A 20,299-nucleotide genomic window follows, 5' to 3' on the forward strand; every position below is an offset into this window, starting at 1 on the left:
AACTCCCGAAGGATCACGACTGGTCGTCGTAGCCGGGCAACGGCCTGAAGTAGATCAGCTCACCGGCCTCCTTGCGGGCCGCGCCGGTACGTGGCAGGTACATGGTCACGACCAGGCCGGGTTGCCCGGTCGGTAGCCGCATCAGGCTCACGGTGGGGTTGGCGATGGAGCTGCTCCGGCCCGGAGTCCGGATGTGCAGCGCGACGGCGGTGTTCGGCGTCCTCGACAGGGCGATGTGCCAGTAACGGTTCTCACCGTCCTGCGCCTCCAGCACGGTCACCGTCGTCGAGCCGAGCGTCAGCGCATCCCGGTCTCCGTGCTTTCCCGGCAGGCCCGCCTTGGTCAGTGCCGCGTCCAAGCCCTTCGCGGGCCGGGCCGACCACACGCGGAAATCGGTCAGCTCGCCACGGGCCTGGCGGTCCAGGCCCTGGGAGAGGTAGTGGAAGCCGACCGTTATCCGGGATGCCGTGCTGCCCTGGGCGAGCCGGGCGGAATAGATGTTCGGGGTTCCTTCCGCGCCCCGGTCCGGGGCCGTCAGGGTGTGCGGTGCGTCGAAGGTCCGGTCGGGGTGTGCGGCGAACAGTGCGGCCGGGCCGGAATAGTGCCGGAAGCGCAGCCAGCGGCGCCCCGCTCCCGTACCGCCGCCGTTGTCGGCCTCGACCGCCAGCACGAAGGAGCCGTCCGGCAGCCGCGCCAGGGTGGGCTGGGACGCGTGGGAGTCCAGTTCGGCCTGGTAGGTCCAGTGCGCGAGGTCGGTGGATCTGGCCAGCCGGACCCGGTACCGGCCCGCCAGCAGGCAGTGGTACACGCCGAGGTAGCCGTCCTCGGAGTCGACGATCTTCAAGGTCGCCATCGGGCAGCCCAGATCGTCGTGGAGCCCGAATCTCGCAGTTGCCAGCCCCACGTTCTCGAGCGCGCCGGTAAGCCATGCCACGCTGGGCGGCGGCGTGGCACCGGCGGCTCGCGACGGCTCCGAACCGGTCGGCGCGGGCAGTGACCCGGACGCGGTGGGGGCGGCCGGGTGATGGCATCCGGTGGCGACGGCCAGGGCGACTGCCAGCAGCCAGCGTCGCCGGCGTCCGGCGCTGCGCATCGGCGCTCAGGCCCGGACGACGTCGACGACCGTCACGGCCGACACCGGCTGCCGGGACGGCGCCGCGTAGACGGTCAACGTGTAGGTCGCCGGCACCTGGATCGCGACCAGGTGCAGGACCGCCAGCCCACTGGTATGGGTCATGGTCGCCTTCCAGCGGACGCCGCGACCGTCCTGGGTGGTCATCTCGACGAACAGCCGGATCTCCGAGGCGGGCACCAGCACCCGGTCCTGCAACCAGTTGGCCTGGATCGTCACATCGATCCGGCCACCCACCTCGACCCGGCGCGGCGCGCTCACCGACAGTCGCAGGCTCCGGCGCGGCGGCGGTCCGCGCTTCTCCTCCGAGTGCCCGGACAGCACACCGGTGGCCGTCTGCGTCTGGTCGACGTTGACGTGATAGGTCGGCAGCAACTGGGTGGTCCGGGAAGCCTTGTCGAATACCCAGGCGCCCCAGGCGGTGATGCGGCTGCCGACCGGCGGAATCATCACGCTGGCCTGGTCGGTGGCGATCAGGTCGGCGATCAGGACGCCCTGATTCGCCTTGGGCAGGAAGGGCATCAGCCGCGCGTCCGGGGTGAGGGTGATCTTGAGATCGTCGTAGGCCGGCACCAGCTGCACGCTCTTGACCGTGCCGCTCACGGTCGCGCAGTTGCCCCGCACGTCGAGTCGTGCGGGGTCGTGCACGTGTGCCATCGGCTCGGCCCGGCAGCTGACGACGTTGGGCAGCCACGGCGGTGCCGTGCGGTGCGCCCGGTGGCCGAGCGAGAACGCGGTCAGGCTGGCGATCACCGCGACCAGCCCCACGCTGAGGATGATCCCTTGCCGGTGGGCGGCTCTCATCGGAGGTACACCAGCCCGGTCACGCTTGCCCGGCGCCCGATGGGGTCGACAGCCGTGAGCTGGAAGGCCGGCAACGCCTCCGGTGGCACGGCGAAGGTGGCGGAGAACGCTCCGGCGCCGTCGCTGCGGACGGTCGCGACCAGGTGCGCGTGGTAGCTGAGCCGGATGACGGCGTTCGGCAGGTAGTGGGTGCCGGTCACCCTGGCCCTGTTGGCCGTTTCGACGAAGGCCAGCGAGGGGGGCCGGAGCCCGACGGCCCACGCGACATGGCCGTCGGTGTCCCTGGCCCGGATGCGGTACCGGGTGTGCGTGGTGCTCGGAAGGTGGAAGGACCAGCGGAAGGTGCCGTCGGGCTGGGCGGTCGTCGTTCCGATGTCGGTCAGGCCGTAGGTGAGCCTGATCTTGCTGTACGGCGTGAACCGGACGCCGGCCACCTGGACCAGATCACCCCTGACCGCGTACACCAGCTTGCTGGACGGCAGGCCGGTTGCCGAGACCGTGGTGCCCTCCGCGTCCGTCACCACGACGTGGTACTGGGGCTGCCCGGGGTCGGGTATCGGCAGGCTGACGGTCGAGGTGCCGTCGGCATCGGTTCTGCCGTGGGCGACCACGGCGCCGTGATAGCTCACCGTGACCGGGGAGTCGGCGACCAGCCCGGTGGCCGTCAGCAGGACGTGCCGGCCGACGATCGTGGTGCGAAGTGCTGGCGTGGCGGCCTTCTTGCTCACCCGGTAGATGTAGACCCGGGCTTCGTGATGCCAGTAGACGACGTGGACCAGCCTGCCGCCGAAGTTCTGGATGAGCGACCGGAACCGCTGTTGGGTCACGGTGCCGGCCACCTGGTTCTGCTCGGGCGGGTCATCGAGCGACGCGGTGTTGTACACCAGGTAGGACACCCGCCCCTGCCGGATCAGCCGGGCCGGCCAGACATCGACCCAGTCGAGGGGTACCTGGTTGCGCCGGGCGGTGGTGTGCACCAGCTGGCCGCCCGGCAGCACGGTCGCGATCCGGAACTTTCCGTACGGATAGGAGTCGATGCCGCCGTAGAAGGACAGCACGTACTGGCCGGAGCCGTGCGACAGCGCCAGCACGCCGGCCCGTTGCGCGCCGTGCGCCCGCAACCAGTAGGCCGCCTCGCGCAGGCCGGCCGAGTCCGCATTCGTCATGGCGGCGTTCACCGCCGGTGCCTGGGTCAGGCAGATCAGCAATGCCAGGCAGGCGGTACCCAGGGCTACCGGCCGGGTGCCCAGCAGCAGGTGCGCGTTGCGGGCCAGCCGGCTCAGCCGGGCCAGCAGGTCGTGCAGGGACCGGCCGGCCAGCAGGGCCAGCGGCGGGAGCACCGGCAGCAGGTAGTTGAAACCCTTGAGCGGGTATAGCTGCAGGAAGAGGGCGAACGCCACCAGCCAGGTCGAGGGCAGCAGGTCGCCGGCGTCCAGCCGCAGCACGGCCGACAGCACGCCGAGCCCGAGGACCGCGCACATCAACAGGCCCTCGGCCTGCCACAACTGGTTGAGGTAGAAGTACCAGGCGACGTCACTGGCACGCTTCGTGCTGGCGGACAGGAAGGTCGCCAGCTCGGCGTGATCGACCACGACCTGCAGGACGAACGGGGTGAGCGCGGGCACGCTCAGCAGCAGCGCCCCGACGACCGCTGGCAACCGCAGCCGCCGCCAGTCGCCGGTGAGCAGCAGGAAACCGACGATGATCGGCACCAGCAGAACGCTGGTCACCTTGGTCTGGGTGGCGATCGCGGTCGTGATGCCGACCGCCGCCAACCACCGGGTTCGCCCGGTGAGATGCCATTTCAGCAAGCAAAACATGGTCAAAGTGACAAAGAATGTTACGGTCGAGTCAAGTAATGCCAGCCGTCCCAGCTCGACGGCGTATCCGCTCACCGCGAGGATCACGCCCGCGAGGAATCCGCTTGCGCGCCCGTACAGCAGCTGCCCGATCAGGTAGACGAGAACCACTGTGAGGACGCTGAACGTGGCGCTCACGACCCGCGCCGCGGTGTCGGATACTCCGAACACCCGGTAGACCACGGCGACGAACCATTGATAGACAAGGAAGTTCGAGTTGCCCCGGGAGGCCAGGATGAACCACCGGTCCATTCCGCCGATGTGTGCCAGCAGTTCCGCCTGGCCGGCGTAGACCGCCTCGTCGCCCCGGAAACCGACGTCGCTCAGCCGCCACAGCCGGACCATCGCCGCCAGCGCCGCAAGGCCGGCCACCGCGGCGACACCGAGCAGGTCCGGCCGGGGGACAAGAGAATCCCCCGCTGGTCTCGGACGTTGCGGCTGGAAGGCATGCAGGGTTGTCGCGAGGCTCATCTGGGGCTCGGATCGCACCGGGCCGCCGCTTCGTCCTCGGCCACGCTCGCCACGAGCCCGCAGCTCACCGCGGGCTGGTCGGCCGTTCGCTGACTCGACGTCGTCCTGGGCTGTGCCATGTTGCCCCCGGCCACGAGGCATCCGCGGGCCTGACCCCCGCGGTGCACGTGGTTACAACACTGCTTGACCGAGCCCCGAACATACGCACTGGGAAGCAACGCCGCAAGACTCCCGCCCCGCCCGGCTGGGCGGCCCAGGCCCGGGAATGATCACCCTCCATCGGCAGGTTCGGGCATCGCGTCCGGGTGCCGACCGGAACCGGCGAGCCCTGTAACCGCAGGATGATCTTGCCCGTGGCACCCCGGCTGAGAACCGCCTGCGGCTGCTTACCTTGTCACAGAGTGATCTGTCATCTCGGTAGCCGGGTGGCCGAGCGAGGGTTTAGCCATTACTGGAAGCGCTCGTGTCTTTGACGCGGTCCTCGCGCACCGGCAGTTGCCCGGCCTCACCCGATCGGCAGCCCAAACGCGGCGGCCAGGTCCGGGGCGGTCGCCGCCTTGCGCAGCAGCGGAACGCCCAGCACCTGGTCGTAGAGCCGCAGCAGGCTGTAGTGGTTCAGCGGCGTCGAGACCACCTTGTGCGCCCCGTCCAGGCTGCGGTGGATCACCGCGGTCAGCACCACGTTGCCGCTGTGGCTGTCGTCCTCGTCGGCGGTGATCACGATCGCCAGCCGGCCGCTGGTGTAGTCCGGCCCCGCCATGATCTGCGGAAGCCACGACTTGAGGTAGCTGTCGGCAATGGTCAGCGAGCAGTCGTGGGCGTCGTTGCACAGGTCCGGGATCCAGTACCCGGCGTTGGGCAGCGTGCCGGCCAGCACCGCGTTGTGCATCGCCCCGCTGCTGGGCGTGCCGGCGGGCAGGTCGTACCGGTTGCAGTTGGCCCGCTGGGTGGCGCCGCTGAAGTAGGCCCACGGGTTGTGCTTGACCGCGTACCGTCCGGAGCTGGTGAGCTGGCAGCTCGTGGTCATGCCCTCGGCGTAGGTGCCCGCGGTCCGGCCTGCCGCGAGGGCCTGGTCGAACACGCTGTCGCCGGCCAGCGGATGGCTGGCCGGGGCGAGGTCGTCGGTCACCCCGAAGGTGTCCCCGCCGACCATCGCCAGGTAGTTCGGCAGGCTGGGGTGCCGGATCGCGGTGTAGTTGCTGGCGTAGCCGAACCGGCGCGCCAGCTCGTCGGTGTAGGGCATGCCGGACTGCACCTGGCCGAGGCTGTGGTTCTCGACCACCACGGTCAGCAGCTTGGTGATCCCGCCCGGCAGCGGTCCCGGCTGGGTCGGGGACGAGCTGGGAGCCGGCGCGGAACTGGTCGGCGCGGCGCTGGTCGGCACGGCGCTGGTCGGCGCCGAACTGGTCGGAACCGGACTGGACGATGCCGGCGCGGAGTACTCCACCAGCAGCTGGGGCGGGTTCGCCGCCTCCTTGCTGTCGAAGTACCGGGTGGCCGTCGCGCCGGTGGTCACCCCGAACGCGGTCGCGCCGGCCCGCACCGCGCCGGTCACGTCGGCCTCGGTCCACTGGCCGGCGGTCAGGGTGCCGGTAGTGCCGGCCTGGGCACCCAGCACCGGCCGGTTGGCCCAGGTCAGGGTGCGCTCGCCCCAGCTCGCCGAGGTGCTGAACACCTTGGAACGGGTCACCCCGGTCGAGCGGGAGAACAGCCGCAGGGTGGCCTTGGTGACCGTGCCGGCCGGCACTCCGAAGCGCAGGTAGCTCACCGTGGTCGCGCTCGGAGTGGCGTTCTGCCGCAGCGTGACGGCGGTGCCGTAGTTGGTGCTGGCGGCGTTCGAGGCGACGTAGCTGTCGGCGCTGGGCAGGCTGGTCGACCTCGCCACCACCGGCGGAGCGCTGGAAGACGGCGCACTGCTCACCGGCACGCTGCTCGCCGGGGAGCTGCTCGCCGGTGCGCTGGACGACGGAGACGTCCCGGCCGGCAGGTAGGCGGCAGCCATCGCGTCGGTGTAGGACCGGCCGAACTCCACGGTCGGCTCGACGCCGGTGCCCTCACCCCACTCGTTCCAGGTGGTCACCAGCTGCCACTGCGCACCGGAGGCGACCTGCTGGGCGAGCCCGGCGGAGAAGGCGGTCAGGCTGCGCGCCAGCCGAGGGGTGCTCTCGTCGAACTTGTAGAACCCGGGCGAGACGGTGACCGACCACGGCAGCACCTGGTGGATCGCCGAGGCCGGCCCGTACTGGTGCCAGGCGTCCGGCTGGTGGGCGCAGTCGCGGTAGCCGGCCATCACCTTGAGGTTGAGGTAGAACCGGCCCTGGTTGGCCGTCGCCCAGCGATCGGCCACCGCGCACGTGGTGTCGTCGGCGTTGTAGACGAACAGCACCGGACGGCCGCCCACCCGCAACCAGGCCGGTGAGGCCGCGGCCCTGGCGGCCAAGTAGGCCAGGTCGGAGGCCAGCTGGCTGTCCGTCGGGTTGCCGAAGCCCTCCTGCTCGTAGTACGGGGCGATCGCGAAACCCCGGGCGGCCGCGGTGTCGAGCAGCAGCGGCAACCGGGAGTCGGTCTTGCTGCCCTGGCCCCACCAGGAGGAGATGAAGGCGTTCAGTCCCGCCGCCTTGGCCTGGCCCACCTGGGTGGCCACCACCGCCGGATCGCTGCTGTCGTACTTGCCGGCCGCCGGGGTGTAGTGCGAGGCCCAGTGCTCGGTCTCGGGGAACCAGCCGTAGTAGAAGGCCGCCCGGATCGGGGCCTCGGCCGCGGCTGCCCGGTGCGCCTGGTGCTGTCCCGTCAGCACCAGCAACCCGGCCGCCAGCAGGGCTGACAGGAGGGCCGACAGCACCGGCAACCGGTGGAGCCGGTGGCCGGCCCGGTGACGCGCAGTAACCTGTGCTTCACGAGATTTGGCTGTGTTTGCTTGGGTGTGCCGCATTCGACGAACTCCGTGCTCAGGGTTTCGTTCGGACGACTCCCCATCGACCGAACCGGCCGATTACGAAGAGTAACGGAGCAATTACGCATGGCCAGCGATAGATTGAGTGACATGCGGCACGGGGCGAGACAGCGATCCTGATGGCCGAGACCGACGTCCCTGATCATTTCGAACGGTTCGTCCAGGCACAGGACGCCGGCGGCACGTATCAGCGGGCAGTCGCCGAGTTGCGGCAGGGCCGCAAGGTCAGCCACTGGATGTGGTTCGTCTTCCCGCAGATCGCGGGGCTAGGGCAGAGCCCGACGTCGAAGAGGTTCGCGATCGGCTCGCTGGCCGAGGCACGCGCCTACCTGCGGCATCCGGTGCTCGGGCCGCGGCTGGTGGAGTGCGCGGGCATCCTGGCACGCCGGCATGACCGCAGCGCGCAGCAGATCTTCGGAGACATCGACGCGCAGAAGCTGCGGTCGTCGATGACACTGTTCGCACGGGCAGCACCGGATGAACCGGTCTTTACCCAGGTGCTTGCCCGGTACTACGACGGCATGGCGGACTCAGCCACCGACCAGCTCCTGCAGTGACGCGAGCGGCATCGCACTGAGGTCCAGGACCGGCCGCACGGGGGCAGCCGTACAGGCTGTGCCTGGGCTGGGTGGCGAGAGCCTCTCGCCACCCAGCCCGGCAGACAGCGGTCTAGCTACAGCTCGATGCTGTCGACCGTGGTACCTGCGCCAGCCGACCAGCGGGCCGACGACCAGCGGGCCGACGACCAGCGGGCCGAGGACCACCGAGCCGAGGACCAGCGGGCCGACGACCACCTGGCCGAGGACCAACGTGCGGACGTGTAACGCATTTTCCCTCCAAGGAAACGTTTTGAGACGTCGGTAGACGCCTCACCGGACGGTGCTAACCCATGGCCGATCTGGTGATCGGAGGGTGGTTTTCCTGCCTCGCCAGCTGAAGCCGCAGAGCACCTCTACGGCTTCAGCCAGCGTGGCCACCGCCACGACTTCAGCCCGGCTGCCGAGCACCCGACGCGCATCGTCCACGTCGGCTCTCGACTCCGCGGGCACCACAAAGCGCCGTACGTGGGGGTGGGCCCGCACCGCACGAGCTTTCAGTTCAATAGCCCCGACACCGCCCACCCGGCCGGCCATGTCCACCGTTCCGGTTGCCACCACGGTGCCGCCGGCCGCCATCCGGCCGCCGGTGAAGGCGTCCACCACGCTGAGCGCGCAGGCGAGCCCCAGCGAGGGCCCGCGCAGGTCGTCGGGCAGGTCGAACCGGGCGTCGATGCCGTGCCGCAACACCCGGTCGGCCGTCACCACCCGCAGGCCCCAGGCGCCGTCCGGATGCCGGGTGACCGGCACCTTCGCCAGCGTTCCCGGCTGGTCGGCCTCCGGGCCGCGCAGCACCGTCAGCTCAGCGCTGTCCAGGCCGGCCAGCGCCGCCCGCAGGCTGACCGCGGTCTCCACCGTCCGGCCGTTGACGGCGATGACGATGTCCTCGCAGTGCAGGCCGACGGTGTCCTCGCGCAACGCCTCGACGGTGGCCCCGCGGCCGAGCTCGCGGACCGGTTCGCCGAGCAGGGTGGCCGCGGCCGCGGTCGCCGACTCCAGCGACCACCTCGAGTCGTCCAGGCCGGCCGCCTCGAACTCGTCGACCGGACGGCCGCCGGTGAGCCGGGACCGGGCGACCAACGAGGCCTGCGGGTCGATCAGATGGCTCAGCAGCTCCCGGGTCGAGGGCCGCAGCTCGGCGCGGTAGGACACCGCGCAGACCGCGCCGACCGGGACCGGGCGGTCGAAGCCCGGCGTCTGGAGCCGGGTGCCGTTCATCGGGATGAGCTCGTAGTCCGGCCGGACGGCGGCCACCGGCAGTCGGCCCCGGCGCCGCGACGGTGCCGGGGTGCGCATCTGGGTCGGCAGCTTCCAGGCCACCGGGCCCGTGTCGAGCCTCACCGGGCGCCTCCGGCGGTCGCGCCGCTCCGGTACGCGAGAGCTGCGGGAGCTGCGGGCGAGCCGAGGCCCGGCACGGATGCACGGCCGTGGGGCATGCGCGGTCCTCGCTCCCTGACGTCACCTGTTCGGACGGTGTTCGAATTCATCCACGACTGCGACGGCGACGCTCCGCCGTCGAGTTGCTGCGTTCCGTAGATCGGACCGGCCCGCCATGGCCGTGTTATCCGGCATCCTGCCGGGCTCCGCAGGGAAAACTTACACTGAGACCACACCGCGCGAAACCCCTTTTAGCATAAGGCTATTCCTAATCGTTACCGTTACCGGCGGTTACTTAACGACTACAAAACAGCCCAACGTGAAGAGCGCGTGACGTGGAGTTCTAGGAGCATCACAGAGCGTAGTGAGGATGCTGGGAAACGGCCGGTAGAACACGCCTGGTTCCGTCCAGATCTGCAGGATGAACCGTCTGTTCGATAACGCAAAAACCCGGGAACCGCTACTTCTCCAGTGCCTACCCGGCTCGGACGGCTTTGCTGACCGTCCGCTACCAACCGCGCATTGTCGGTTATCGAGCGGGCAAAGCCGCGGATCGACACTCCGACAGGGTGCTGCCATGCTGCCGGGATGCATTCTTCGGGCTCGCGCTGGTCGTTGTGGTCCCAGGACAGCCTGCTGTCGATCGGCTCGAAGGGATCGATGCTGTCCATCGGCAGCGTCGGCTCGTTCGCCTCGATCGGCAGCGTGGGGTCGGCGCTGTCGATCTTCTCGGTCGGCTCGTGGCTGTCGGCAGGCTCGGTGCTGTCCTCGCTGTCGCGCTGGTCGCTGATGTCGCACCTGTCCCGGCGCGGGGTCCTCGCCGCCGGCAACCGCGCCCTGAGCGGGCCCGCCGCCAGCGGCTGGCGGTGGCCGCTGGAACGGTCCGCCCGAAGCTGACCCGGCAGGCCCGGCGCTAGCGAGCCACTCCCGCAGCGTCCGCGGCTCGGGCCGGGGTCAGGGCGCTCGCCGGTGCGCCGGGGTCAGGGCGCTCGCCGGTGTGCCGTCAGCCGGTGCTCGGCGACGAGCCGCCAGCGGCGGGCGTCCGAGCCCGGCGTCTGCCACAGCGACAGCCGGTCGAACCGGACGCTCAGCGGCAGCCGCAGCTCGACCTGTGCGGCCAGCCGCAGCTTGTCGGCGACCGGTAACTCCGAGTACTGCAGGCTCAGGTGTGGCTCGAACGCCGGCGACCCGGACACCTCGAATGCCTGGGCGGCCTGCCCGGCGAGGCGCCGCAGCGCGGGCTCGGGCACCGCGACCAGGTACAGCGAGCGGTGCCAGGCCGGCTCGCAGCGCGTCTCACCGAACCGGACCCGGACCGGGCCGGCGGCCTCCGCGAGCTCGGCCAGCGCCGCGACCGCGGTGTCCGGGTCCTGGTCGAGGACGCCCAGCAGCGTCAGGTGCGAGGGAAAGGGCGCGGTGCCGTGCACGGCGGCCAGCCGCGCGATCACCGCGTCCAGTTCGGCGGCGGCAGCCGGTTCCGGCTGCAGCCACAGCGACAACTCGCCGACTGCCATCGCCTCCTCCTCCCTGGCGCCGGTCCCCGCGTGCGTGCTGAAAGCTCGGGGAGGGGTTTGTTAGGTACGCCTAACCTTGCTAGTCTGCCCAGAAGTTAGGTAATCCTAATTCCGGGAGGATCAGTGTTACCCACCTTCGTCGTGATGTTGCGTGAGGGAGTCGAGGCAACACTGATCGTCGGCATCGTCGCCGCCTTCCTGGCCAACCAGGGCGCCCGGCGGGCGCTGCGCCAGATGTGGCTCGGGGTGGCCGCCGCGACCCTACTCTGCGTCGGGGTCGGGGTTGCGCTGCACGTGCTGTCCCGGGACCTGCCGCAGCGCCAGCAGGAGATGCTCGAGACGGTGGTGGGACTGGTCGCGGTCGCCATGGTCACCTACATGGTGGTGTTCATGAAGCGGCACGCCCGCAGCCTGTCGGGCAACCTCCGGCGCTCGGCCGGCTCGGCCCTGGCCTCGGGCTCCCTGTTCGCCCTGGTGGCGATGGGCTTCTTGGCGGTGCTGCGGGAGGGCTTCGAGTCCGCGGTGTTCCTGACCGCCCTGCTCAACGCCAGCGACGACCAGGCCGCCGGGCTGACCGGCGCGGTGCTCGGGCTGGCGGTGGCAATCGCCATCGGCTACGCGATCTACCGGGGCGGGGTCAAGCTCAACCTGTCCCGGTTCTTCGCGGTGACCGGCGCGATGCTGATCCTGGTGTCGGCCGGCCTGGTGATGACCGCCGCGCACACCGCGCACGAGGCCGGCTGGCTGCTGGTCGGGCAGACCCAGGCGCTGGACCTGAGCGCGGTGGTCCGGCCGGGCTCGGTGCAGGCCTCGCTGTTCACCGGGGTGCTCGGCATCCAGCCCCGGCCGGTCACCGTCGAGGTCATCGGCTGGCTGGCCTACCTCATTCCGATGTCGCTCTACCTGTTCTGGCCCCGGCGCAGCACCCCGCGGTCCCAGTCGTCCGCTCCCGCCGCCCGGCAGGGCACCGGCCTGAGCCGGAGCGCCGCCTGATCCCTGCCCGTTCCGCCCGACCTGCCCACCCTCCCCCGGCCGTTCCGCGGTCGGGCCCGCTGCCGGCTCGGCCTCGCTCAGCTGGTGCGGGAAAGCTTCCGTATCCAGCCCGCTGCGAGCGGTGCCCCCGAGTCGAAAGGCCCTACCCCCATGCTTCTGATCCGCCGGCCAGGTCTGCTGGTCAGCACGGTCGCCCTCGCGGTGGTGGCCACCGGATGCGCGTCGGACAAGAGCAGCGACTCGCCCGCTTCGGGCAGCGGCGCCACCGCGGTGCGGGTCACCCTGACCGACGACGGGTGCCAGGCCGATCCGGCCAGCGTCCCGGCCGGGCCGACCACCTTCACGATCAAGAACGAAGGCGGCAGCGCCGTCTCGGAGGCCGAGCTGATGAGCGGCAGCAAGATCCTCGGTGAGAAGGAGGGCCTGACCCCGGGGCTGTCCGGCTCGTTCTCACTCAACCTCACCGCCGGCGACTACCAGCTGTACTGCCCGAACGCCAAGACCGAGCGCAGCCCCTTCACGGTGACCGCGGCATCCGCGGGCGCCGCCGGTGCCAGCGCCTCGCCGACCGGCTCCGGAGCCGCCGCGGTCAACGCCGCCACCACCGGCTACCGCCGCTACCTCGACGGCAAGGCCGCCGAGCTGGTCACCCTGACCGGCCAGTTCGTGGCCGCCGTCAAGGCCGGTCAGGTGGCCCGGGCCAAGCAGCTGTACGCGCCGGCCCGGGCACCCTACGAGGCGATCGAGCCGGTCGCGGAGTCCTTCGGCGACCTGGACCCGGCCATCGACGCCCGCGAGGGTGACGTGCCCGCCGCCGAGTGGGGTGGCTACCACCGCATCGAGCGGCAGCTGTGGGTGTCGAACAACACCACCGGCATGGCGCCGGTTGCCGACAAGCTGCTCGCCGACGTCACCAGCCTGCAGAAGCGGATCGCGACCGCCAGCTTCCAGGCCGCCGACCTCGCCAACGGGGCCACCGAACTGCTCACCGAGGTCGGCAAGACCAAGCTGGCCGGCGAGGAGGAGCGCTACTCCGGCACCGACCTCAGCGACATCGCAGCCAACCTGTCCGGCTCCCGGGCCGCGTTCGACCTGCTGGTACCGGCGCTGTCTTCCACCCCGGCCGGCCCCGGCCTGGTGACCACCATCCGCGCCCGGTTCGCCACGGTGGACGCGCTGCTGGCCAAGTACGCTACCGGCGAGGGCAACTACCGTCCGTACAAGCAGTTGAACGCCCAGGCGATCCGCGAGCTGACGGTCGCGGTGGACGCGCTGGCCGAGCCGCTGTCGCAGGTCGGCGAGCAGGTCGTCACGATCTCCTGAGCAGTTCCCGGCGTCTCCCCGAGCAGTTCCCCAGCATTCCCCCGAGCAGTTTCCAGCGTTACTCCAAGGACCGGCAGTCATGTCAGCAGGCTTCTCCCGGCGCAGCTTCCTGGCCGGCGCGTTCGGCACGGTGGCGGCGGCCGGTGGTGCCGCCGCGCTGGCCGGCTGTGACAGCTCGTCCCATGCCGCGGCCACCCGGCCGGCGGTGGTCCCGTTCCGGGGCGCCCACCAGGCCGGCATCGCCACCCCGGCCCAGGACCGGCTGGCCTTCGCCGCCTTCGACGTCACCAGCACCAGCCGGTCCGAGCTGGTCGACCTGCTGCGGCGCTGGACGGTGGCCGCCGAGAAGATGACCCGGGGCGAGCCGGTGGGCGCGGTCGAGGGCGCCGAGCAGTACGTGCCGGCCGACACCGGCGAGGCGACCGGGCTGCCGGCCGCCAACCTGACCGTCACCATCGGCTTCGGCCCCAGCCTGTTCGACCACCGCTTCGGCCTGGCCGGCCGGCGGCCGGCGGCGCTGCGCGAGCTGCCCGCCTTCCCCGGCGACGCCCTCGACCCCCGGATCAGCGGGGGCGACATCTGCATCCAGGCCTGCGCCGACGACCCGCAGGTGGCCTTCCACGCGGTGCGCAACCTCAACCGGATCGGCTTCGGGGTGACCGCGATGCGCTGGTTCCAGCTCGGCTTCGGCCGGACCTCCTCGACCACCCCGGCCCAGCAGACGCCGCGCAACCTGATGGGCTTCAAGGACGGCACCCGCAACGTCAACGGCGAGGTGGCCGCCGACCTGGACTCCCACGTCTGGGTCGGCAAGGACACCGACCAGGCGTGGCTGGCCGGCGGCAGCTACCTGGTGAGCCGCAAGATCCGGATGGGTATCGAGGCCTGGGACCGGGACCGGATCGGTGACCAGGAGGCGGTGTTCGGGCGCACCAAGGTCGAGGGCGCGCCGCTGACCGGCCGGCACGAGCGGGACGAGCCGGACCTGGCCGCCAAGGCCGCCGACGGGACGCCGGTCATCGCGGCCGATGCCCACATCCGGCTGGCGGCGCCGGAGTCCAACGGCGGCGTGAAGATCCTGCGCCGCGGCTACTCCTTCACCGACGGGGTGGACCCGGTCACCGGGCAGCTGAACGCCGGCCTGTTCTTTATCTGCTTCCAGTCCGACCCGGCCACCGGGTTCATCCCGGTGCAGCGCAACCTGGCCACCGACGCCCTCAACGAGTACATCAAGCACACCTCCAGCGCGCTGTTCGCCTGCCCACCGGGCCCGGCCGACGGCCAGTTCTGGGGCCAGGCGCTGTTCAGCTGACCCGGTGACGGAAACGACGAAGACCGGCCCTTTCAAGGACCGGTCTTCGATCGGTTTTGCTATCTGCTATCTGTCTTCCCGAGCCTGGACGGCCCGTCCGGAGTTCTAGTCGGGCAGGGCCGCCGAGGCCGGGTTCGGCTGGGGCTCGTCCAGCCGCTCGGACTCGTCGAGGATCCGGGCGTCCAGCTCGCGAAGCTTGGGCGCGTACTCGCGGCCGTGGTGAGCACAGAACAGCAACTCACTGCCGACCGGGAGCGTGACGCGCACGTAGGCCTGGGCGCCACATCGGTCGCAGCGGTCCGCTGCGGTCAAGGGCTCGGCGGTCAAAGTGCCTGTCACTGGTCCCTCGTTTTCTGCGATGGTTCTCGCGGTTGGTCACAGACCGGGGCCTCTGGTGCTCTGAGACTTATCGTGTCTGCTCACTACATACAACCAGCTCAGGCGCGCCGTAGTTCCTGGAGTAACTCAATTGAGAGTTATTACGCGTGTAGCGAACGATCCGAAACCTTGCCGACACCGGGCCGAAACCGGCTCCTCGCACCAGCTGTATCCGGGCTGTCAGGCCGGTTCGCTCCGGGCTCTCGGACGGGTGCCGTCCGGGCCGTCAGGCCGTTCTCCCCGGCTCTCGGACCGGTCACATCCGGGCCATCAGGTAGGACCGCCGGGCCTCCAGCACCTCTACCGACGCCGAGGCGGAGGCCGGTCCCGGCACGGCGGTGCGCAGCTGGGCGTGCAGGGCGGCGTGCGGCGTGCTGGTCCGGGCGGCCAGCACCGACACCAGCCGGTTCACCTCCCGGCGCAGGTCGGCGGCGGCCCGCCAGCTGCTGACCGCCGCACCCCCGGCATCGGCCGGCTGGTCGGTCTGGTCGGGCTCCGGCGCAGCGGCCCCACGGGACTGGGTGGCCCGCTTGCGCAGCTCGGAGTCCCGCTTGGCCAGCAGCGCCGCGGTCTGCTCGGCCGACAGCAGGCCGGGCAGGCCGAGGAAGTCGGCGTGGTCGGAGTCGCCGTCCGGGCCGGTCGACCCGGTGTCGGCCGTGACGGCCCGGCCGCCGTGCAGCACGTGGGCGAACTGCGCCTCGGCCTCCAACGCCTGCCATTCCTGCAGCAGCGCCGACTCGGCCTGCTCCGGGTGCTCGTCGGGCAGGTCGTCGACCAGGTCGAGGGAGTCAGAGGGCCCGGCGGGCGGCGGCAGCACGTGGTTGCGCTCGTTCTCCAGCTCGGCGGCCAGCGCCAGCAGCGGCCGGACCGCCGGCAGGAACACGGTCGCCGACTCGTGCCGCCCCCGGGCCCGGACCACCCGGCCGACCGCCTGCGCGAAGAACAGCGGGGTGCGGTAACTGGTCAGCCAGGCAAGGCAGGCGGCCCGGGGCACGTCCACGCCCTCGGAGACCATCCGCACGCACACCGCGATCCGGGCGCCGCCGGCGCCGAACTTGGCGATCTTGGCACTGGCCTTGGGGTCGTCGGACAGGATCAGGTACGGCTTCTCGCCGGTGACCCGGTGCACGATGGCGGCGTAGGCGCGGGCGTCGTCCTGATCGGAGGCCAGCACCAGCCCCGCGGCGTCCGGCATGCCGGAGGCGCGCAGCTGGGACAGCCGCTCGTCCATCGCCGCGATCACGTGCGGCACCCAGTCGCCCGTGGGGTCCAGCGCGGTGCGCCAGGCGGCCTGCTCGGTGGACTTGGTGCCGGCCTCGGTCAGCGAGGCGGCCACCACCTCCCCGGCGGAATTGCGCCACCGCGACACCCCGGTATAGGCGGCGAACACCACCGGGCGCACCACGTGGTCTCGCAGCGCGTCGGCGTAGCCGTAGCTGTAGTCGGCGGTCGAGACCAGGCCGCCGGTGCCGTCCGGCTCGTACCGGACGAACGGGATCCGCTCCCCCACCCGGGTCCGGAACGGCGTGCCGGTCAGGCACAGCCGGCGGGCGGCGCCGGCGAAGGCCTCCTCGACCGCCTCACCCCAGGACAGCCCGTCGCCGGCGTGGTGGATCTCGTCCAGCACGACCAGGCTGCGCCGGGTGGTGGCCCGAGCCGCGTGCAGGCCCGGCTTGCCTGCCACCTGGGCGTAGGTGGTGACGTAGCCGTGCAGGTCTACTGGCACCGGGCCCACCGCGTTGCCCAGGTTCGGCGCCAGCGCGATGCCGAACCGCTCGGCGGCCTCGGCCCACTGCGAGCGCAGGTGGTCGGTGGGGGCGACCACGATCACCCGGTCGATGGCCCGGCGCTGCAGCAGGCCGACCGCCAGGCTGAGCGCGAAGGTGGTCTTGCCGGCCCCCGGGGTGGCGGTGAGCAGGAAGTCCTTGCGGCTCTCGGTCTCGTACTTGGCCAGCGCCTCGCGCTGCCACAGGCGCAGCCGGGTGCCGGTGGGGCGGCGTTGAGTCACTCGACGCCCCCTTCACCACTGGTCCGCACTCGTTGCTCCACGGACCCACGGGTGTGCCTGGAGGTTCCGCCCTGCCCCGCCAGGCTAACCGGCGTCCCGGCGGGCCGGCGCGACCAACCCGCGCCGATGTGAGATTGACCGGACCGCTGGTGCCGGGCGGCCTGCCCGAGGTAGCGATGTCATCACATGCGGGCTGGGCGGCGTGTCACGGTTCCGCCCGGCTGGCGCGGCTGGGCAGACTAGGAACCCGTGATGAGCCGGCGCGGGATCGGGACGCTGGCGTCCCGGACGATCTCGCGGGCCTGGAACGACCGGATCCTCGGATTGTCGGCCGAAGCAGCTTTCTGGCAGTTGCTGTCGCTGCCCTCGCTGTTCCTGGGTTTGCTGGCGGCGCTGGGCTACTTCTCCGACCTGGCCGGCGAGGGCACCGTCGACCGGGTGCAGCAGAACCTGCTGACTGCCTTCTCCCGCGCCTTCAGCCCCGAGGTGGTGGACCAGCTGATCGCGCCGGTGGTGCAGGAGGTGCTGCGCGAGGGCCGGGCCGACGTCATCTCGGTCGGCTTCGTGCTGGCGCTGTGGGCGGGCTCGTCGGCGACCGCCACCTTCGTCAACACCATCACCATCGCCTACGGAATGCGTGACCTGCGCGGCGCGGTCCGCAGCAGGCTGCTGGCGCTGGGCATCTATCTCGGCTCGATCGTGGTGGGCGTGATCGTGCTGCCTGCCCTGGTGCTGGGCCCGACCGTGCTGCCCAAGCTGTTCCCCGAGGGCGCCCGGCGCACCGCGGACCGGGTGATCAGCGACGCCTACTGGCCGACGGTGCTGCTGTTGCTGCTGGTCGGGCTGACCAGCCTCTACCACCTGGCCCCGCCCCGGCGGCTGCCCTGGCGGCGCGGGGTGCCCGGGGCGCTGCTGGCGATGGTGATCTTCCTGGCGGGGTCGGCGGCGTTGCGGTTCTACATCAACTTCATCATCGACCAGAACCACGCCTACGGAACGCTGGCGGCGCCGATCGCGGCGCTGCTGTTCTTCTTCCTGCTGGCACTGGGGGTGCTGCTGGGCGCGGAGTTCAACGCCGAGATCGAGCAGCGCTCGCCCACCACCACGGCCAGGGTGCGCGGCACCAGCCGGGGCTGGAAGCCCTACACGCCGAGTCCGGAGCTCCGGCAGTCGGAACCGGCTGCCGGCTCAGCAGGCCCTGCCGCGCCGGCGTCCGGCCGGCCGGCTCAGGACGAGCCGCCGGACGGCAGCGACTCGTAGATCTCCTGGCAGCGGGAGCACACCGGCGAACCGGGCTTGGCCGCCCGGGTGACCGGGAACACCTCGCCGCACAGCGCCTCGACCAGGGTGCCCAGGACCGCGCTCTCGGCGACCTTGTTCTTGCGGACGTAGTGGAAGACCTGGTCGCCCTGGTCGGCGTCAGAGGTCTTCGGGGCATCCAGGGTCTGGGTAGTCACGCAGTCGATTGTGCCACCGCCGTCACGGGCCGGTCAGCTCAGATATCGATGATCCGCGGCTGGGGAGGCTCGTTGCCGTTGCCGTTGCCGTTGTCGTCGCCGTCGCCGTCCGGCGGCTGCGGCTGGCCCGAGGTCAGCTGGCGTTGCGCCGTGCCCCCGACGAACCGGCGAAAGCGCAGCTCCTGCTTGGGCGGGCGGTCGTTGGCGATCAGCACGGCCGACCAGGGCAGCACCAGGGCGGCGGCGACGAAGCCGGCCGCGATCCAGCCCGACAGCGAGAAGGTGCTCGCCGCGCCGACGATGCACACCGCCCGCAGCGCCATCATCAGCAGGTACCGCTTGCGCCGGTGATCGAACTCGTCGTCGACGTTGACCGGCGCCTCGGTGATGAGGACCGGCCGGTCGCTCGGCTCTCTGCTGGACGGGCCCACCTGACCATCGTGCCACCGCGGCGGAGGGACCGGGGTGAGTTGATCAGGTGAGATAGATCGCCGCCGCCGGGCCGATCCGCGCTACGGCACGATGGTGCTCGTGTCCACACCGACGATCGTCCTGCTGCACGGCCAGCCGGACTCCTCCGCCAGCTTCTGGCCGCTGCGCCGGGAGCTGCTGCGCCGGCTGCCGGACGGCGTGCGGGTGCTGGCGCCGGACCGTCCCGGCTACGGCGCCAACCCGTTGCCCGCCACCGGCTACCCGGGCAACGTGCGCTGGTTGCAGGGCTGGCTGGAACAGGTCCAGGCCGGCCCGACGGTCCTGGTCGGGCACAGCTGGGCGGGCGGAGTGGCGATCCTGGCGGCGGCTCGCCGGCCGCCGTCGCTGGCCGGGCTGGTGCTGCTCGCCTCGGTCGGGCCGCACTGCGTGATGCCGATCGACCGGGTGCTGGCCGCGCCGGTGCTGGGTGAGCTGATCGCGTACGCGACCCTGCAGCTGGGCCGTCCACTCGTGCGGTGGCGGGCGCGTTCGGCGATCCTGGCCGCGCTCGCCGAGGCTGACCGGCCGTACGGCAGCTGCAGCGGGGCGGCGATGCGGCACCGGCCGGTATGGCGCAGCTTCCTGCTCGAGCAACGGGCGCTGCTCGCCGGTGCGCCTCAGATCGACGCCGCGCTGCCGCTGATCACCGCGCCGACGGTGGTGATCAGCGGCGACCGGGACGCGATGATCCCGGCCGCCACCCCGGCCGGGCTGCTGGCCGCGATCGGGCACGCGACCGGGCACCAGGTCGAGGCCGGGCATGACCTGCAGCTGCGCCGGCCGGTCGAGGTGGCGGAGCGGATCGCCGGCTGGGCGGTGGAACGGTTCGGCGCGGCGCTGGACCCGGCTGGTTTCGATCCGGCTGGCCTGGACCCGGCTGGCCTAGACCCGGCCTCGGCGAACCCGGCTGGTCTGGGCCCGGCTGGTCTGGACCCGGCTTCGGCGGGGCCGGCATGAGCGTGCAGCCGCTGTTCCCGGCGGCGGTGCTCGACCAGCTGGGCCAGGCGGTCCGGGACCGGTTCGGCTCCGTCGCGGTGGCTGAGGCGTTGGGACTGCCCGGTGAGGCGGCGATGTCGCGCGGTGACCTCAGCGGCGCCGACCGCATCACCCGGGACGGGTCGGAGACCGAGACGCTGATCCGGCTGTTCCTGCTGGGGTTGCCGGCGCCGCCCGCCGCGGCCGAGGCGGCCTTGCGCCCGCTGCCGCTGTCGCAGGCCGCGGCCGCCGGCCTGGTGGAGGAGGCGGGCGGCGAGGTTCGGGCGACGCTGGATCTGCGGCCGTACTCCGAGACCGGCGGGCCGGACTGGTGGGTGGTCTCCGACCTCGGCGCCGAGGTCCGGCCGGGACCGTTGCACCCGGAGCACGTGCTGGGCATCGGCTCCGCCGGGCTGACCCTGGCCGAGGCCACGGTGCGCGCTCCGGTGCGGCGCGCGCTCGACGTCGGCACCGGCTGCGGCATGCAGGCGCTGCACCTGTCCGAACACAGCGCGGACGTGACGGCGACCGACCTGAGCGAGCGTGCGCTGCGGATGGCCGCCACCACGGCAGCGCTGAGCGGCAAGCGCTGGGACCTGCGGCACGGCTCGCTGCTGGAGCCGGTCGGCCAGGAGCAGTTCGACCTGATCGTGTCGAACCCGCCGTTCATCGTCGG

General features: G+C 71.5%; 19 protein-coding genes. 9 read left to right on the forward strand and 10 right to left on the reverse strand.

Translation table 11 applies throughout. The features are described from left to right. Window positions 1-13: 13 nt before the first annotated feature. The 4 genes from VLJ82_RS10660 to VLJ82_RS10675 all read right to left on the reverse strand — a co-directional run bounded on the left by VLJ82_RS10660 (window position 14) and on the right by VLJ82_RS10675 (window position 7,108). A complete protein-coding gene (locus VLJ82_RS10660; RefSeq protein ID WP_408663324.1) occupies window positions 14-1,093 on the reverse strand; it encodes a hypothetical protein in 1,080 nt (359 codons plus the stop codon). A 6-nt stretch (window positions 1,094-1,099) separates the two neighbouring features. Then, entirely contained in the window at window positions 1,100-1,936 is an 837-nt protein-coding gene (locus tag VLJ82_RS10665; protein ID WP_408663325.1) for a hypothetical protein, read from the reverse strand. Beyond that, window positions 1,933-4,266, reverse strand: coding sequence for an ArnT family glycosyltransferase (locus VLJ82_RS10670; RefSeq protein ID WP_408663326.1), 2,334 nt, complete (start codon window positions 4,264-4,266; stop codon window positions 1,933-1,935). Before VLJ82_RS10670 ends, VLJ82_RS10665 begins: the two co-directional genes overlap by 4 nt. A 505-nt stretch (window positions 4,267-4,771) precedes the next feature. Next, window positions 4,772-7,108, reverse strand: coding sequence for a DUF7594 domain-containing protein (locus VLJ82_RS10675; protein ID WP_408663327.1), 2,337 nt, complete (start codon window positions 7,106-7,108; stop codon window positions 4,772-4,774). Window positions 7,109-7,338: 230 nt separating this feature from the next. Between VLJ82_RS10675 and VLJ82_RS10680 the strand changes: the two genes are divergently transcribed. Both VLJ82_RS10680 and VLJ82_RS10685 read left to right on the forward strand, forming a co-directional pair. Further along, the gene (locus VLJ82_RS10680; RefSeq protein ID WP_408663328.1) at window positions 7,339-7,776 is read left to right on the forward strand and encodes a DUF1810 domain-containing protein; all 438 of its coding nucleotides are present in this window, start codon (window positions 7,339-7,341) and stop codon (window positions 7,774-7,776) included. Between the two features lie 126 nt (window positions 7,777-7,902). Further along, entirely contained in the window at window positions 7,903-8,043 is a 141-nt protein-coding gene (locus VLJ82_RS10685; protein ID WP_408663329.1) for a hypothetical protein, read from the forward strand. Between the two features lie 45 nt (window positions 8,044-8,088). On the opposite strand, the gene VLJ82_RS10690 is transcribed toward VLJ82_RS10685, so the two are convergent. Further along, the gene (locus VLJ82_RS10690; protein ID WP_408663330.1) at window positions 8,089-9,156 is read right to left on the reverse strand and encodes a S16 family serine protease; all 1,068 of its coding nucleotides are present in this window, start codon (window positions 9,154-9,156) and stop codon (window positions 8,089-8,091) included. Window positions 9,157-9,780: 624 nt separating this feature from the next. On the opposite strand from VLJ82_RS10690, the gene VLJ82_RS10695 reads away from it, so the two are divergent. Next, window positions 9,781-10,089, forward strand: a complete 309-nt coding sequence (locus tag VLJ82_RS10695; protein WP_408663331.1) for a hypothetical protein — start codon at window positions 9,781-9,783, stop codon at window positions 10,087-10,089. 83 nt (window positions 10,090-10,172) lie between these two features. On the opposite strand, the gene VLJ82_RS10700 is transcribed toward VLJ82_RS10695, so the two are convergent. Beyond that, a complete protein-coding gene (locus tag VLJ82_RS10700; RefSeq protein ID WP_408663332.1) occupies window positions 10,173-10,706 on the reverse strand; it encodes a 2'-5' RNA ligase family protein in 534 nt (177 codons plus the stop codon). A gap of 123 nt (window positions 10,707-10,829) precedes the next feature. On the opposite strand from VLJ82_RS10700, the gene efeU reads away from it, so the two are divergent. The 3 genes from efeU (at window position 10,830) to efeB (ending at window position 14,334) form a co-directional block, all read left to right on the forward strand. Continuing rightward, on the forward strand, window positions 10,830-11,699 hold the full coding sequence (gene efeU / locus VLJ82_RS10705) for an iron uptake transporter permease EfeU (protein ID WP_408663333.1): 870 nt from the start codon (window positions 10,830-10,832) through the stop codon (window positions 11,697-11,699). A 150-nt stretch (window positions 11,700-11,849) separates the two neighbouring features. Continuing rightward, window positions 11,850-13,022: an iron uptake system protein EfeO gene (gene efeO, locus VLJ82_RS10710; protein WP_408663334.1), complete on the forward strand. Its 1,173-nt coding sequence runs from the start codon at window positions 11,850-11,852 to the stop codon at window positions 13,020-13,022. A 79-nt stretch (window positions 13,023-13,101) separates the two neighbouring features. After that, window positions 13,102-14,334 carry an iron uptake transporter deferrochelatase/peroxidase subunit gene (gene efeB / locus VLJ82_RS10715; protein ID WP_408663335.1) on the forward strand — a complete coding sequence of 411 codons (1,233 nt, stop codon included), beginning with the start codon at window positions 13,102-13,104 and terminating at the stop codon, window positions 14,332-14,334. 105 nt (window positions 14,335-14,439) lie between these two features. Here the strand turns inward: efeB and VLJ82_RS10720 are convergent, their stop codons facing one another. Together VLJ82_RS10720 and VLJ82_RS10725 are read right to left on the reverse strand one after the other, a co-directional pair. After that, a complete protein-coding gene (locus tag VLJ82_RS10720) occupies window positions 14,440-14,673 on the reverse strand; it encodes a DUF7455 domain-containing protein (RefSeq protein WP_408663336.1) in 234 nt (77 codons plus the stop codon). 295 nt (window positions 14,674-14,968) lie between these two features. Continuing rightward, window positions 14,969-16,720 carry a DEAD/DEAH box helicase gene (locus VLJ82_RS10725; protein WP_408663337.1) on the reverse strand — a complete coding sequence of 584 codons (1,752 nt, stop codon included), beginning with the start codon at window positions 16,718-16,720 and terminating at the stop codon, window positions 14,969-14,971. 252 nt (window positions 16,721-16,972) lie between these two features. On the opposite strand from VLJ82_RS10725, the gene VLJ82_RS10730 reads away from it, so the two are divergent. Beyond that, window positions 16,973-17,980 carry a YihY/virulence factor BrkB family protein gene (locus tag VLJ82_RS10730; protein ID WP_408663338.1) on the forward strand — a complete coding sequence of 336 codons (1,008 nt, stop codon included), beginning with the start codon at window positions 16,973-16,975 and terminating at the stop codon, window positions 17,978-17,980. Here the strand turns inward: VLJ82_RS10730 and VLJ82_RS10735 are convergent. Continuing rightward, on the reverse strand, window positions 17,947-18,177 hold the full coding sequence (locus tag VLJ82_RS10735; protein ID WP_408663339.1) for a DUF3039 domain-containing protein: 231 nt from the start codon (window positions 18,175-18,177) through the stop codon (window positions 17,947-17,949). The genes VLJ82_RS10730 and VLJ82_RS10735 overlap by 34 nt on opposite strands. Window positions 18,178-18,215: 38 nt before the next feature. Next, window positions 18,216-18,608, reverse strand: coding sequence for a DUF3099 domain-containing protein (locus VLJ82_RS10740; RefSeq protein WP_408663340.1), 393 nt, complete (start codon window positions 18,606-18,608; stop codon window positions 18,216-18,218). A gap of 100 nt (window positions 18,609-18,708) precedes the next feature. Between VLJ82_RS10740 and VLJ82_RS10745 the strand changes: the two genes are divergently transcribed. Both VLJ82_RS10745 and VLJ82_RS10750 read left to right on the forward strand, forming a co-directional pair. Then, window positions 18,709-19,605, forward strand: coding sequence for an alpha/beta fold hydrolase (locus VLJ82_RS10745; RefSeq protein WP_408663341.1), 897 nt, complete (start codon window positions 18,709-18,711; stop codon window positions 19,603-19,605). After that, the coding region (locus VLJ82_RS10750; RefSeq protein WP_408663342.1) for a DUF7059 domain-containing protein at window positions 19,602-20,299 on the forward strand (698 nt) is incomplete at its 3' end. The genes VLJ82_RS10745 and VLJ82_RS10750, both read left to right, overlap by 4 nt.

Origin of the sequence: Jatrophihabitans sp. (assembly GCF_035474675.1) — a bacterium.
Classification (GTDB): domain Bacteria; phylum Actinomycetota; class Actinomycetes; order Mycobacteriales; family Jatrophihabitantaceae; genus Jatrophihabitans_A.